We start from the raw sequence: 13,514 nt of genomic DNA on the forward strand, positions 1-13,514 counted from the left end.
ATTTTCCGAAAAAATTTTCGGTTTGCTTGTAAATAGTAATATCTTTAAATTGTGTTCCTCTTTTCTAATTAGAAAGATTATGGTTACCCGTTATGATATGAAATGAAACCCAAATAATAAATATTTAAAAAGATTATTATCTGCAGGACATGCAAAACCTTATCCCTATTCACATAGTAATAGAGTATAGGCAAATGTCCTTGAATGTGGAGGTGGAACAATGTCTGGAATTTTATATTCGCTCGGAGTTTTTCTAAAAGAATTAGTATTCCTTGTCTCCTATGTGAAAAACAATGCGTTTCCTCAGCCATTATCAGCGGCAGATGAAAAAAAATATTTACGGTTGATGGCTGAAGGTGATTCACATGCTCGCAATATGTTAATTGAGCATAATTTACGCCTAGTAGCACATATTGTCAAAAAGTTTGAAAATACTGGGGAAGATTCAGAAGATCTGATTTCAATTGGTACAATTGGACTAATAAAGGGGATAGAAAGCTTTTCGGAAGGAAAAGGTACAAAACTTGCTACTTATGCGGCTCGCTGTATCGAAAATGAAATACTCATGCATTTAAGAGCATTAAAGAAAACAAAAAAAGATGTGTCCCTTCATGATCCAATCGGACAGGATAAAGAAGGGAATGAAATCAGCTTGATTGATGTGTTAAAGTCAGAATCAGAAGATGTGGTAAATACGATTCAATTAAATATGGAATTAGAAAAAGTGAAGGAATATATTGATGTATTAGATGATAGAGAGAAAGAAGTGATTGTCGGACGATTCGGGTTGGATTTGCAGAAAGAAAAAACACAACGAGAAATTGCAAAAGAGCTTGGCATTTCCAGAAGCTATGTTTCTAGGATTGAAAAACGGGCACTGATGAAAATGTTCCATGAATTTTATCGGGCTGAAAAAGAGAAAAGAAGAACGAATTAATGATTAATGAAAAAGGATGCAAAAATAATACTAATAACACATGGAAAAAAGAGGTGCTTCTATTCATTCAAGGGGTGCACGAAAATGCACCCTTATTTAAAGCCTTATCCCCCAAAAACAGCTACTCATTCTCTGCATATTTTATAGACTGTGTATTAGAGGTTGCCACTGTTTTTGCTACTTCACCATTACTGTCTTTGTATAGTTCATATTCTCTATATGTTTCTATCAAAAATCCATCTTCTTCCACCGTTGAATCTAATTGATATTCTAACTCAGGAGATCCTAATGCATCTAAATTAGAGCTTGCCTCTTCTGTATCATTTGTATCTCCATAAAAATACATATAGTTTTTATTAATACTTGCTGTTGGCGTTTCCACATATGCTGCAAAAGCTAATAAGAGTACTACAATAACTGCTGCAAGCTTTTTTTTCATCCTTCCTACCTCCTTTTCTACATTTTATGCATGTCTTATGCCGTTTCATTCTATATTTATTTATTGGTGAGTAAAAGAAGAAAGCAGGTTGAATACAAACATATTCTAGCTTGAAATGGAAATTTTAGAACACTGTTCACTTTAGAAGAGCAGGTTTTTATTTAAAAAAATTTTTCTAATAGCACAAATGCCTAAGCAAGCAGCAAATAGTTGAATAGTTTAGAATAGAGAGGAGGAGTTTAAATGGTGGATTTTGGCAGTCCTTATTCAGCAATTCCCTGTGGGCCCATTGGACCTGGATCTGTAGGAGGATATCCTTATCCAGCTCCTGGTATATATGGAGCTCCTTATGCTGCTGCAGGCGGTGCTTGGTATGCATTGCTTATCATTTTATTTATTGTCATACTAGTATTTGGAAGCTTCTGGTATATTGGAAGCCGTTTTTATTAATAAAAGTGAGCAGCCTATATGAAAGAAATAAAAAAAGTTAAAAGAATCGTTTCTCATTTTATGGGGGATTTTTTTTATTTTTATAATATAAATAAAGGCTTTCTCCAAGTAGAAAGTTAAGTGTATGCAGGCTGCAAGTTTAAAAGCAACAATCTATACGAAAACAGCCAAAAAAAGAAAATGTTTTGGGTGATGCAAAATTGCAGGCATGGAGAGTAGTTATTAGAAATATTAAAATAATAAAATTATAATATAATAGTTCAAAGAATAGGGGGAGATAAAGTGGCAGCAGAGGTATATTCTTCAGTTTGGGATTTGGATGTGTTTTTTCAAGGAGGAAGCTGTTCGTCGGCATTTAAAGAACATCTAAAAACAACCAAGGAAAACATCGACATATTTTCTCATATAGTGCTAAAATACCATCCGAAGAATGGAAAGTTAGATCAGAAAACAGTCAAAGAAATAATGAATTTATTTGAGTCGGTGGTAAAAAAAATACGCCAAGCTGGAGCATTTGTCAGTTGTTTACAGGCACAGAATATAAAAGACGAAGAGGCGGATGTACAAAGAGGAGAGGTTGCGGAATTAAGTGCTGCTTTTCAAAATGCATTAACAGCGCTGGATGGCAAATTTTCTTCCTATGAAGATGAGCAATGGAGTATTCTTTTAGAAGGGGAAGGGTTAAAAGAGTTGTCATTTGTTCTAACAGAAAGAAGAAATGATGCAATAGAAAAGCTTTCAGAAAAAGAGGAAACTCTTATAAATAAATTGAGCATAGACGGCTACCATGGCTGGGGACAAATGTACGATACTATTGTCAGCAGTGTGCAAATTCCTTTTCAAGAAGAAAATACAACAAAGTTATTATCAGTAGGACAGGCAGCAAATAAATTTTCGAATTCTGATCAAAAGGTTCGCAGGGAGGTTTTTGTTGAATGGGAAAAAGCATGGAATGATAAAGGAGTATTATTGGCTAAAACATTAAATCATTTGGCAGGGTTTCGTTTAAATATTTATGAAAAAAGAGGATGGAATAATGTTTTAAAAGAGCCATTGGATATGAATCGAATGCAGGAAAAAACGCTGCATTCGATGTGGAGTGTTATTTCCAAACATAAAAAGCCATTTGTACAATTTTTAGAGCGTAAAGCAAAACTGCTTGGTGTAGAAAAATTAAGTTGGTATGATCTAGATGCCCCGCTTAGCAGCGTGGAATCTAAGATGACATATCAAGAAGGCGCTGCATTTATTTTACAGCAATTTTCTCAATTTGGGAAAGAGTTGACTTCTTTTTCAAAAAGGGCATTTGAAGATAATTGGATTGAAGCAGAAGATAGACAAGGGAAAAGACCAGGCGGCTTTCATACGTATTTTCCAGAAAGCGGTCAATCCCGTATCTTTATGACCTATTCAGGGACGCCATCTAATGTTTCCACACTGGCACATGAGCTCGGACATGGCTTTCATACATACGCAATGAAAAATATGCATACATTAAATCGAAATTACGCGATGAATGTCGCAGAGACAGCTTCTACATTTGCTGAGATGATTGTGTCAGACGCTGCAGTGAAAAATGCTTCCGATCATGAAGAAAAACTAAGTCTATTAGAAGATAAAATACAGCGCTCCATCGTGTTGTTGATGAACATACATGCTCGATTTCTCTTTGAAACGGCTTTTTATGAAGAACGAAAAAAGGGGATAGTAAGCAAAGATAGGTTAGATGAATTAATGCTGCTAGCGCAAAAAGAGGCTTATGGAGAAGCGCTAAATGATTATCATCCAACTTTTTGGGCATCGAAGCTGCATTTTTATATTACAGGTGTACCGTTTTATAATTTTCCCTATACATTTGGCTATTTATTTTCTCTTGGCATTTATGCGAAAGCATTATTAGAGGGAACAGGCTATGAAGACAACTATATTGCTTTATTAAAAGATACAGCAAGCATGACAGTGGAAGAGCTTGCGAAAAAACATCTTGATGCTGATTTAACAGAAGAGGCATTTTGGGAAGAGGCTGTTCAAATATGCATAAATGATGTAGAAGAATTTTTAGAATTAACGAAGTAAACTCAATAGAAAATGTAAGGTTCAGGCTGGGAATTCTCTCGACAGCCTGAAGCGTTAAATTTATTGAATTTTAATGAAAATCTTTTATGCTTTTTGTTATTTCAAATAGATAACCGCAAATCTTTTTAGGGTATTTTATCCATTTTCCGTTTATTGAGATCGATTACAATTTGTCTTGGAAGCAAACTTATTTTCTGCATAAAAAGAGAAGGAATGGACATCATTCCTTCTCTAATTTAGATTTTTCGCCATCTAAAGTTCCCAATCATTAAGACGGACATAATTAACATTAAAAATAAATAAATATGCGGCGGTATAAAATTAATTCCTAAGCTGAAAAAAGTAATAATGCACCCTGCTGCAGTAATTGGCAGTCCTGTAAAGTAGCCATTGTTTTCGGAGATATTAAATCGTGCTAAACGAAAAGCTCCGCAGCAAATATATAATACGGTAAAAAAGGAACCAGGTGCTCCTAGTTCAAATAATATCCCTTGATATATTAAAAGTGCAGGTGCAGCACCAAATGAAATAATATCACTCATGGAATCTAATTGTTTGCCTAATTCAGATTCAATATTAAATTTCCTTGCAGCCATGCCGTCTAATCTGTCAGCAAGGGCAGCGATGAAGATTAATAGCAAACTTAATTGGATATGCCCTTTTAAGCTGAAAATAATAGAAAAGCCACCTAAGAATATATTTGTTAATGTAAGGCAATTAGCTATTTGTGTTTTTAATTTTTTTACGGTTTGGTCTAATACATCCGGTAAAAACATTCCATTCACTCCTAGTATGAAGTACCTTCATACAACTATTTTATTATATAATAATATATAATTTTAATGTACTATATGATTGTTCGTAAAGAAAAATTTACAAATTATTGGAGGATTAATTCGTTGAGATCATTTATTTACCGTTTATTAATAGAATTAACAAATGGACAATGGAGCTCTGCTATGATTGAGAAGTTTGCCCATTCCAAGGTTAGTTCTATTATTATTCCATCTTTCGCAAAGCTATTCCAAATAAATTTAAATGAGATGGAAAAAAATATAGAGGAATATCATAATTTGCATGAATTTTTTATTCGAAAGTTAAAAGAAGGGGCGAGGAGCAGCCAGTCAGCCGAGAAGGAAGTGATCAGCCCTGTAGATGCCATCATTGAAGATATCGGAACTATTTATGCGGATAATACAATCCATGTAAAAGGCAAGGTGTATTCTATAGCAGAAATGCTCGGAAGTGAACAAGCAGTGCAGAAATATAAAGAAGGAATGTATATCATCTTTTATTTAAGTCCAAGTCATTATCATCGCATTCACAGCCCAGTAGAGGGGGAAATAGTCAATCAGTGGACACTCGGAAAGAAATCATATCCTGTTAATAAATGGGGACTAAGATACGGAAAAAATGCTCTTGCTAAAAACTATCGAACGATTACGGAAGTGAAAACAAAGCATAATCAGATTATTGGAGTTGTAAAAGTAGGAGCAATGTTTATAAATTCTATAGTCTTGTCTTCTAAAGAAGAACAACTGCAAAAGGGCGAAGAAATGGCATATTTTTCTTTCGGTTCAACAGTAATCTTATTATTTGAAAAAGATGCATTTATAAGCAAAGACTTCCTTTCTACCCCGCATGCAGTTAAAATAGGTGAAGTAATTGGCGATTTGACAGCAGATTATAATACGGTTAAAAGCAAATCTGTAATCAGCAACTGACTTATTTGTTGCTTAGGAAATTATAAACAATAGAGTGGTGGATAACTAAGCAGTATGGTCCGCATCCAGCTCCGACGTACAGGATGTACTAGTGCCGATGTTGCAACAGGACGTTGCGTACTTAATCGGCCAGTGCCTATCGCCTATCAAACTTCAGGTCATCACCCTACGATAAGTCAACATCGATTCGCTATCGCTCATCGTGTTTCCTTTATCTCAGTCAAGCCCTTCCGGTTTGTACGGCGATGATCAAGGCGCTTGCGCTTTTGTTCTTAAGCAATTTAAAATTTCCCGATAATAAAAGCCCATTAATTGGGCTTTTAAGAAGAGACTCTTATCTTATTACTTAATGAACGTCGGTGAATCTCTGTTTCAATGAGACGTATAAATTCCGGACTAAGATTTAGTTCTCTAGCTTTATGATAGGACTCAATTAACAATTCATCTGACAGTTTACGCATATGTCAGAACACCTCCATTCATTAAAGTAATAATTGAAAAGCAAAGCATGTCCTTTTTTACCAATAAATTATCGATTCATTTTTAAAGTCAAGTGTAGTTTAGCTCTAATTGCCGCATGTTTAGGAATATAAGCGGCAACGGGCGGGATATGTAGGAATAGCTATTTACATTCATTTTATGCTGAAGCTTGATTGTTAATTATGTACGCTTTTCTTATAACATTACTTTAACAAAAATAAATAGTTAGAACAACTGTTCTGTTATCCACAATAAAAAGTGGATAACCTGTGATTAACATGTTAAAAAGTGAATTAGTTGTTTAAAAAGCAGTGTGTGAAATGTGTATAATGTTATCCACAAATGTTGAAAAATGCGGATTTTGTCGAAAGATATTTTGATTTGTTGAAAAAAAATAATCATATCTACTTTTTAGGCAGAGGAAAAGGTATAATATAATTTTGTTCATAATGAAAATGGAATCGCAATTATATAAAAAATGCATAATAGCAATCGGAAAAAGCAATTACGACAAAGAGGTGTTATATAAATTGTTAAATCATTTTTTACCAGATCAGCATGTTAAAAGCATTTTTGATATTACTCCCGATCTTTTAAAAGAAAAGGGCGTAAAAGGGATTATAACTGATCTTGATAATACGTTAGTAGAATGGGATCGTCCACTTGCTACACCGAAAATTATTGAATGGTTTGAAGAAATGAAGAGGAACAAGATAAAAGTAACGATTGTTTCAAATAATAAAGAAGTAAGAGTAAAAGCATTTTCCGATCCATTAAATATACCTTTTATATTTGCAGCGAGAAAACCGATGGGGCGTGCATTTAAAAAAGCTTTATTGCAAATGAACCTGCGAAAAGAAGAAACAGTGGTAATAGGAGATCAATTATTAACAGATGTTCTCGGAGGAAATAGTAGTGGCTTCCATACCATTCTGGTCGTTCCTGTAGCTCAAACGGATGGATTCATGACTAGAATAAACCGCAGAATTGAAAGAAGAATTTTAAATTGGTTTCGTAAAAAAGGAAAATTAACTTGGGAGGATCAATAAGTGTCAGAAAGAATACATTGTATTGGCTGTGGTGTAGAGATACAAACAGGCAATCGGGATGAAATAGGGTATACTCCGCCTTCGGCTTTGGAAAAAGAAGTAATTATTTGTCAAAGATGTTTTCGTTTAAAACATTATAATGAAGTGCAAGATGTGTCATTAACAGACAGTGATTTCTTAAAAATATTAAATGAAATCGGCAAAAGAGACAGTTTAATTGTAAAAATTGTGGATATTTTTGATTTTAATGGCAGTTGGCTTCCAGGTCTGCATCGCTTCATTGGCAAAAATAAACTACTGCTAGTTGGAAACAAAGTGGATTTGCTTCCAAAATCAGTTAAAAAACAAAAAGTCATCAATTGGATGAAAAAAGAAGCAAAAGATCTTGGATTGAGACCAGAGGATGTTTATTTAGTAAGTGCAGAAAAAGGGCAGATGATCCAAGAGGTTCTAGAGGCGATTGAGAATTATCGTGAAGGAAAAGATGTTTATGTAGTAGGCTGTACAAATGTGGGGAAATCAACCTTCATTAATCGAATTTTAAAAGAAGTATCTGGCGAGGAAAACATCATTACAACTTCCCATTTTCCGGGAACGACGTTGGATATCATTGAAATACCTTTAGCTGATGGAAAAGCATTAGTAGACACGCCTGGTATTATCAATCATCACCAAATGGCGCATTATGTAGATAAAAAAGACTTAAAATATATTACGCCGAAAAAAGAAATAAAAGCAAAAATATTTCAGCTTCATGATGGACAAACATTATTTTTTGGAGGATTAGCTCGATTTGATTTTGTAAAAGGAGAACGGCAGGCGTTTGTTTGTTATTTTTCAAATGAAATGAATATTCACCGTACAAAATCCGAAAACGCGGATGAATTATATGAAAAACATGTTGGTGAAATGCTGACACCGCCTCGGAAAGATCAAAGGAACGAATTTCCGAAGTTGATAAGACATGACTTTACGATAAAAGAGGGGAAAACGGATATTGTTTTATCTGGATTAGGCTGGATTACCGTAAATGAAGCGAATGTACAAGTATCAGTGTATGTTCCAAAAGGCGTTCACGCATTAGTTAGAAAATCATTAATATAATGATAAATAGATAAAATGGGGAGAGTTAAAAATGAAGAAATATGTGGTTATTGGAGATCCAATCCAACATTCTATGTCACCTGTTATGCATAATGACCTATTTCAATTTTATCGTATGGATGCTGTTTATAAGGCAGTTCATATTAAAAAGGGGATGTTGAAAGAAGGGTTACAGCAGTTAAGGGAAATGAATGTGGCTGGATTTAATGTTACGGTGCCGCATAAAACAGATATTATTCCATTTTTGGATAGTCTTGATCCATTAAGTGAAGCAATTGGTGCAGTAAATACAGTTGTAAAAGAAAATGGCAAATGGATAGGATACAATACAGATGGTACAGGTTATTTAAGAGGGCTATTATCTGAGTTGACTACTCTTCGCGATAAAAAGATATTAATGATTGGTTCCGGTGGTGCGGCAAGAGGCATTTATTTTACTTTAGCCCATCATGGAGTAGAAAGAATAGATATCGTCAATCGTTCACTAGACAAAGCGTTGAATCTGAAAGAATCTTGTCCTTATTCGGTTAATACTACAATAGTAGATAAATGGACAGCAGAGGCAAACTGTGGAGAGTATGATTTAATTATTCAAACTACCTCTATCGGAATGTCCCCAAATGTGGAAGAATCCCCATTGGATATTTCCAATATAAGCGAAAAGGCATTAGTGAGTGATATCATATATAATCCTTTGAATACCAAAATTTTACAAGATGCGAAAAGCAAGGGTGCTAGAACGCAAAATGGAGTAGGTATGTTTGTTTTTCAAGGAGCATTAGCTTTTGAAAAGTGGACAGGTATTTTTCCGGATGCAGATCGTATGAAAAGAAATGTGTTAAAACAATTAGGAGGCAATTAAATGCTTAAAGGGAAACAAAAACGATTTTTACGTGCAAAGGCACATCATTTAAATCCAATCTTCCAAGTTGGAAAGGGTGGAGTAAATGAAAATATGGTAAAACAAATTGGCGAAGCTTTAGAAGTGAGAGAGTTATTAAAGGTAAGTATTCTGCAGAATTGTGATGAAGAAAAACAAACAGTGGCAGCTGAACTTGCGGCAGGAACAAAAAGCGAATTAGTGCAGCTTATTGGATCTACAATTGTTTTATATAAAGAATCAAAAGAAAATAAAACAATTAACTTGCCATCTTAATTACTAAAAGAGGGGATTTCTTTGAAAAAAAAGATAGGAATATTAGGAGGGACTTTTGACCCTCCTCATATTGGTCATCTCATCATTGCAAATGAAGTATTGCATCATGAAAAGTTAGATGAGATTTGGTTTATGCCAAATCAAGAACCTCCACATAAAATAAAAACAGGAACTGTTTCGAATGAGAACCGATTGCAAATGCTTCAATTAGCCGTCCAAGATCATAAACAGTTTCATGTACAGCCAATTGAGCTTAGCAGAAAAGGCAAGTCCTATACGTATGAAACAATGAAAATATTGAGCGAATCATACCCAGATTTGCTGTTTCATTTTATTATCGGTGCCGATATGGTTGAATATTTGCCGAAATGGTATAAAATAGAAGAACTAATAAAAATGGTTCAATTTATTAGTGTGAATAGACCCACTTATAAGAATGACACCGAATATCCAATCCGGTATGTAGAGGTTCCGGCAATTAACATATCTTCTAATTTAATCCGATCGCGGTTGAAAAAAGGAGAGAGCATTCAATATTTAGTTAAAGATGAAGTAAAGAGTTACATTGAGGAGAATGGCCTTTATGAAACGTGAACAAGCACTTGCTATTGTAAAGGAGCACCTAACCGAACAGCGTTATTTGCATACGATTGGCGTAATGAATACAGCTGTTGAGCTTGCCGAAAAGCATGGAGAAAATGTAGGCAAAGCAGAACTTGCTGCAATATTTCATGATTATGCAAAATTTCGGCCGAAAGAGGAAATGAAAAGAATTATAATTGAGCAGCAGATGGATCCACAATTATTGGATTTTCATTCTGAGTTGTGGCATGCACCTGTTGGAGCTTATCTTGTTAAACAAGAAGCAGGCATTCAGGATATGGACGTGCTTGATGCAATTAAATTTCATACTTCTGGAAGACCAGGGATGAGTATGTTGGAAAAAATTGTTTATTTAGCTGATTATATAGAACCAGGACGAACGTTTCCTGGTGTAGAAGAAGTAAGGATACTGACAGCTGAGAGTTTTGACGAAGGATTTATTAAGTCTGTGAAAAACACGATGAATTTTTTACTATCAAATAATCGTCCGGTTTTTCCATTAACTTTTCAAATGTATAACAGCATCGTAATGAAAATGGAGGATTGATGGAATGGAAAATCGCAAATTACTTTTAACTGCTGTAAAAGCAGCTGATGACAAAAGAGCGGAAAACATTATTGCTCTTAATATGAAAGGTATTTCACTTGTATCTGATTATTTTATTATTTGTCATGGGAATTCTGACAAACAAGTGCAGGCCATTGCAAGTGAAATTAAAGATAAATGTACGGAAATGGGTGTAGACGTTAAGCGTTTAGAGGGTTATCAGGAAGCAAAATGGGTTCTTGTAGACTTAGGGGACATTGTTGTTCACATTTTCCATCGGGATGAAAGAACTTATTATAATCTGGAAAGATTATGGGGAGATGCGCCGGTAGAAAATATACAAAGTGAGATTAGTCAATGACATATGGAAAGTTTGCTTATCTATATGATAAGTTGATGACTGATGTACCATATGATAAATGGGTTGACTTAATTGTACAGGCAAAGAAGGACTTTCAAATACCAGGAAATAAACTTTTGGATCTTGCATGTGGCACAGGAGAATTATCCATTAGGCTTGCAGAAGCAGACTTTCAAGTTACTGGTATTGACCTTTCGGAGGATATGCTTAGTGTGGCTCATCGAAAAACCATGGATGCAGGGCAGACTATCTTTTATTTAGAACAAGATATGTCTTTATTGGAAGGTCTGCCGTGTTTTAATTTTATTGGGATCTTTTGTGATTCCTTAAATTATTTGAATACGGAAGATGATGTAATGGCAACATTTTCTGGTGTTCATCGTCATTTGGAAGAAGATGGATTATTTATATTCGATGTGCATTCTTTGTATAAAATGAATACCCTTTTTATCAATCAAACATATGCCATAAATGATGAAGAGTTAAGTTTAATTTGGCAATGCTTCGAAGGGGAATATGCAAATAGTGTTGAACATGAATTAACTTTTTTCGAATTGGATAATGACAGAGGGAAGTACAACCGTTATGATGAGCTGCATTTCCAACGAACCTATTCGGTGAAACAGTATAAAACTTGGTTGGAAATGGCAGGGTTTGAGATATTAAAAGTATCAGCTGATTTTCAAGAGGGAAAATTGGAAGACGATGCAGAAAGGATTTTCTTCTTCTGCAAAAAAGCCATATAAAAAAAGATGACCCCAATCTGAAATTTAAGATTGGGGTCATCTTTTTTTTGAATTAAAAGTTGTCACATAAAAAAATGCAAAATAAAGAAGGAATATCACTTGTTTTTCTCGAAATTAATTCAAATAGAAAAAGACAGACGCTCATCTGCCTTTTTCTATAAATATTGATTTTTTCACTTTATCTAAATCCTCTTCAAATTTATGATGCGTTGCCTGAAATAATCGATTAAATGTATTGCCAAGCTTTTGATCAAGTATATTGATTCCTTCTCCTGTTATTCCACCTTTTACACACACTTTCTCTTGTAATGTCGGCAGCGTATAATATCCTTTTTTTAATAACTCTCCTAAACCGATCAACATCTCACTAGCTAATTTTGTAGCAGTAATGCTGTCAATGTCTGTTTCCTCCACTGCTCCATCAATAAATCGTTGTGTTAAGTAGCTGAAAAATGCTGGTCCGCAGCTCACTATATCCGATGAGACTCTCGTAATATTATTTTCAATTATTAATGGCGTCGAAAACTTTTCAAATAGAATCGATAATGTCTTTTTCCACTCCTCGCTGCAACGATTCCCAAAAGAAAATAAAGAGACTCCTGAGAGTGCTCTGTTTGTAATGCTGGGAATTATTCTGGCGACAGAGCAGTCAAAAAAAAGTTCAAGCTGCTCTGGATTAATGGGGCTGGTAATGGTAACTACACACATATCTTTCGTAATATATGGAGCAATTTCTTTCGCCACTGTGAACGTATCATGTGGTTTTATGCAAAGAAAAACAAGATTAGCTTCCTTGGCTAACTCTATACAATCATCATATACAGCAATGTCCGTATAGGCTTCTTTTAATTTTTCTGCTTTGTTTTTTGTCCGATTGTGGATCAGGAGTGACTTGGGGGATATGGCCTGGCTGTCAAGCATTGCTTCAACGAGTATCCTTCCCATATTTCCTGTTCCTATCATTCCTATTTTCATCCTCTTCCCCCCTATAATGAGCGGTTTCTCATATAACGATATGAAATGTTTGAAAAGAATATACCTAGAAAGGAAGAATTATTGACATGAATTGGATAAAACAAAATAAATCTTTTTTAGCAAGTGGGTTAATAATAATGGCCATTATCTCCTATTTTCTCTATCCTTTTATTCGTTTAGGTTCTCAGAATGAAAAGGGGGAAATAACAGCACGAGGCGAGGCGGAAAATGAGCTGCTGCCAGCTAACGCTCCTAAAGTTGCTCAGGAAGAGGAGACTGTCCAAGAGAATGAAGCAATAATGGTTGATGTAAAAGGAGCTGTCAATCATCCTGGTGTTTATGAAGCAAATGAAAGAGAAAGAATCATTGATGTTATTAAAAGAGCAGGAGGTATAAAGGACAAAGGAGAAGAAAGCGCCATAAATTTAGCATTAAAAGTAACAGATGAAATGGTTATTTATGTTCCGTATAAAGGAGAGGAAAATCCTCAGGCGATTTCAACTGATCCAGATAAAGGATCGGCTGCTGTCGACGGCAGCCCCTCTAATTTGGTGGACTTAAATAGTGCTACTCCAGAGGATTTGGAAACTTTGCCGGGAATCGGTCCGGCAAAAGCAGAAATGATTATTGAATTTAGAGACAGCAATGGTGGGTTTTCAACGAAAGAAGACTTAAAAAAGATCAGCGGGATCGGGGAAAAAACATTTGAAAAATTATCAGAGTACGTAACCGTGAAGTAAATAGAAGGATAAACAGAGAGCAAAAAAACTTTAAGGGGTTCAGTTATAAAGGTTCTGGAATTGATGCTACCTTTAAAGAAGGTAGCACGTTATAATGGGCTATAGAACTTTGCTAATAAATAGTCCA

Annotated in this window: 17 protein-coding genes; 13 read left to right on the plus strand and 4 right to left on the minus strand. The window is 34.9% G+C overall.

Going from position 1 to position 13,514, the window contains the following annotated elements; translation table 11 throughout:
• Positions 1-220: 220 nt before the first annotated feature.
• Complete coding sequence (gene sigK / locus ACTYBU_RS12740) at positions 221-937, plus strand: RNA polymerase sporulation sigma factor SigK (protein ID WP_445490277.1); 717 nt, start codon at positions 221-223, stop codon at positions 935-937.
• Between the two features lie 121 nt (positions 938-1,058).
• Here the strand turns inward: sigK and ACTYBU_RS12745 are convergent, their stop codons facing one another.
• Positions 1,059-1,376 carry a hypothetical protein gene (locus ACTYBU_RS12745; protein WP_445490279.1) on the minus strand — a complete coding sequence of 106 codons (318 nt, stop codon included), beginning with the start codon at positions 1,374-1,376 and terminating at the stop codon, positions 1,059-1,061.
• A gap of 243 nt (positions 1,377-1,619) precedes the next feature.
• On the opposite strand from ACTYBU_RS12745, the gene ACTYBU_RS12750 reads away from it, so the two are divergent.
• Both ACTYBU_RS12750 and ACTYBU_RS12755 read left to right on the plus strand, forming a co-directional pair.
• A complete protein-coding gene (locus ACTYBU_RS12750) occupies positions 1,620-1,826 on the plus strand; it encodes a hypothetical protein (RefSeq protein ID WP_445490281.1) in 207 nt (68 codons plus the stop codon).
• 282 nt (positions 1,827-2,108) lie between these two features.
• Positions 2,109-3,902: a M3 family oligoendopeptidase gene (locus ACTYBU_RS12755; RefSeq protein ID WP_445490283.1), complete on the plus strand. Its 1,794-nt coding sequence runs from the start codon at positions 2,109-2,111 to the stop codon at positions 3,900-3,902.
• A 236-nt stretch (positions 3,903-4,138) separates the two neighbouring features.
• Here ACTYBU_RS12755 and pssA read toward each other — a convergent pair whose 3' ends face one another.
• Positions 4,139-4,678, minus strand: coding sequence for a CDP-diacylglycerol--serine O-phosphatidyltransferase (gene pssA, locus ACTYBU_RS12760; protein WP_445490285.1), 540 nt, complete (start codon positions 4,676-4,678; stop codon positions 4,139-4,141).
• 123 nt (positions 4,679-4,801) lie between these two features.
• On the opposite strand from pssA, the gene ACTYBU_RS12765 reads away from it, so the two are divergent.
• Positions 4,802-5,626, plus strand: a complete 825-nt coding sequence (locus ACTYBU_RS12765; RefSeq protein WP_445490286.1) for a phosphatidylserine decarboxylase — start codon at positions 4,802-4,804, stop codon at positions 5,624-5,626.
• A 320-nt stretch (positions 5,627-5,946) separates the two neighbouring features.
• Here the strand turns inward: ACTYBU_RS12765 and ACTYBU_RS12770 are convergent, their stop codons facing one another.
• The gene (locus ACTYBU_RS12770) at positions 5,947-6,087 is read right to left on the minus strand and encodes a sporulation histidine kinase inhibitor Sda (RefSeq protein WP_445490288.1); all 141 of its coding nucleotides are present in this window, start codon (positions 6,085-6,087) and stop codon (positions 5,947-5,949) included.
• A gap of 549 nt (positions 6,088-6,636) precedes the next feature.
• Here ACTYBU_RS12770 and ACTYBU_RS12775 point away from each other — a divergent pair.
• From ACTYBU_RS12775 to ACTYBU_RS12810, 8 genes are read left to right on the plus strand one after another with little or no spacing between them, the layout of a single operon-like run.
• A complete protein-coding gene (locus tag ACTYBU_RS12775; RefSeq protein WP_445490533.1) occupies positions 6,637-7,155 on the plus strand; it encodes a YqeG family HAD IIIA-type phosphatase in 519 nt (172 codons plus the stop codon).
• Positions 7,156-8,259 carry a ribosome biogenesis GTPase YqeH gene (yqeH, locus tag ACTYBU_RS12780; protein ID WP_445490290.1) on the plus strand — a complete coding sequence of 368 codons (1,104 nt, stop codon included), beginning with the start codon at positions 7,156-7,158 and terminating at the stop codon, positions 8,257-8,259. It begins immediately after the preceding gene.
• 31 nt (positions 8,260-8,290) lie between these two features.
• Entirely contained in the window at positions 8,291-9,121 is an 831-nt protein-coding gene (gene aroE, locus ACTYBU_RS12785; protein ID WP_445490292.1) for a shikimate dehydrogenase, read from the plus strand.
• The gene (gene yhbY, locus ACTYBU_RS12790) at positions 9,122-9,415 is read left to right on the plus strand and encodes a ribosome assembly RNA-binding protein YhbY (protein ID WP_445490294.1); all 294 of its coding nucleotides are present in this window, start codon (positions 9,122-9,124) and stop codon (positions 9,413-9,415) included. It begins immediately after the preceding gene.
• A 21-nt stretch (positions 9,416-9,436) separates the two neighbouring features.
• Entirely contained in the window at positions 9,437-10,009 is a 573-nt protein-coding gene (locus ACTYBU_RS12795; protein WP_445490295.1) for a nicotinate-nucleotide adenylyltransferase, read from the plus strand.
• Positions 9,999-10,565 (plus strand): bis(5'-nucleosyl)-tetraphosphatase (symmetrical) YqeK, encoded by a 567-nt coding sequence (gene yqeK / locus ACTYBU_RS12800; RefSeq protein ID WP_445490297.1) that lies wholly within the window; start codon positions 9,999-10,001, stop codon positions 10,563-10,565. The genes ACTYBU_RS12795 and yqeK overlap by 11 nt, the downstream gene beginning before the upstream one ends.
• A gap of 4 nt (positions 10,566-10,569) precedes the next feature.
• Positions 10,570-10,926 (plus strand): ribosome silencing factor, encoded by a 357-nt coding sequence (gene rsfS, locus ACTYBU_RS12805; protein ID WP_445490299.1) that lies wholly within the window; start codon positions 10,570-10,572, stop codon positions 10,924-10,926.
• Complete coding sequence (locus ACTYBU_RS12810) at positions 10,923-11,672, plus strand: class I SAM-dependent DNA methyltransferase (protein WP_445490301.1); 750 nt, start codon at positions 10,923-10,925, stop codon at positions 11,670-11,672. The genes rsfS and ACTYBU_RS12810 overlap by 4 nt, the downstream gene beginning before the upstream one ends.
• Positions 11,673-11,813: 141 nt before the next feature.
• On the opposite strand, the gene comER is transcribed toward ACTYBU_RS12810, so the two are convergent.
• On the minus strand, positions 11,814-12,647 hold the full coding sequence (comER, locus tag ACTYBU_RS12815; protein ID WP_445490303.1) for a late competence protein ComER: 834 nt from the start codon (positions 12,645-12,647) through the stop codon (positions 11,814-11,816).
• Positions 12,648-12,733: 86 nt separating this feature from the next.
• Between comER and ACTYBU_RS12820 the strand changes: the two genes are divergently transcribed.
• Complete coding sequence (locus ACTYBU_RS12820) at positions 12,734-13,387, plus strand: helix-hairpin-helix domain-containing protein (RefSeq protein WP_445490305.1); 654 nt, start codon at positions 12,734-12,736, stop codon at positions 13,385-13,387.
• Positions 13,388-13,514: the final 127 nt, after the last annotated feature.

It is taken from the genome of Niallia sp. 03133, from assembly GCF_052663225.1.

Excerpts from the sequence above, each read along its gene's own strand:
- pssA (WP_445490285.1), bottom strand. The coding sequence starts at position 4,678 with ATGTTTTTACCGGATGTATTAGACCAAACCGTAAAAAAATTAAAAACA.
- comER (WP_445490303.1), bottom strand. The coding sequence starts at position 12,647 with ATGAAAATAGGAATGATAGGAACAGGAAATATGGGAAGGATACTCGTT.
- ACTYBU_RS12745 (WP_445490279.1), bottom strand. The coding sequence starts at position 1,376 with ATGAAAAAAAAGCTTGCAGCAGTTATTGTAGTACTCTTATTAGCTTTT.
- yqeK (WP_445490297.1), top strand. The coding sequence starts at position 9,999 with ATGAAACGTGAACAAGCACTTGCTATTGTAAAGGAGCACCTAACCGAA.
- ACTYBU_RS12820 (WP_445490305.1), top strand. The coding sequence starts at position 12,734 with ATGAATTGGATAAAACAAAATAAATCTTTTTTAGCAAGTGGGTTAATA.
- sigK (WP_445490277.1), top strand. The coding sequence starts at position 221 with ATGTCTGGAATTTTATATTCGCTCGGAGTTTTTCTAAAAGAATTAGTA.
- yhbY (WP_445490294.1), top strand. The coding sequence starts at position 9,122 with ATGCTTAAAGGGAAACAAAAACGATTTTTACGTGCAAAGGCACATCAT.
- ACTYBU_RS12750 (WP_445490281.1), top strand. The coding sequence starts at position 1,620 with ATGGTGGATTTTGGCAGTCCTTATTCAGCAATTCCCTGTGGGCCCATT.
- rsfS (WP_445490299.1), top strand. The coding sequence starts at position 10,570 with ATGGAAAATCGCAAATTACTTTTAACTGCTGTAAAAGCAGCTGATGAC.
- aroE (WP_445490292.1), top strand. The coding sequence starts at position 8,291 with ATGAAGAAATATGTGGTTATTGGAGATCCAATCCAACATTCTATGTCA.
- ACTYBU_RS12810 (WP_445490301.1), top strand. The coding sequence starts at position 10,923 with ATGACATATGGAAAGTTTGCTTATCTATATGATAAGTTGATGACTGAT.
- ACTYBU_RS12770 (WP_445490288.1), bottom strand. The coding sequence starts at position 6,087 with ATGCGTAAACTGTCAGATGAATTGTTAATTGAGTCCTATCATAAAGCT.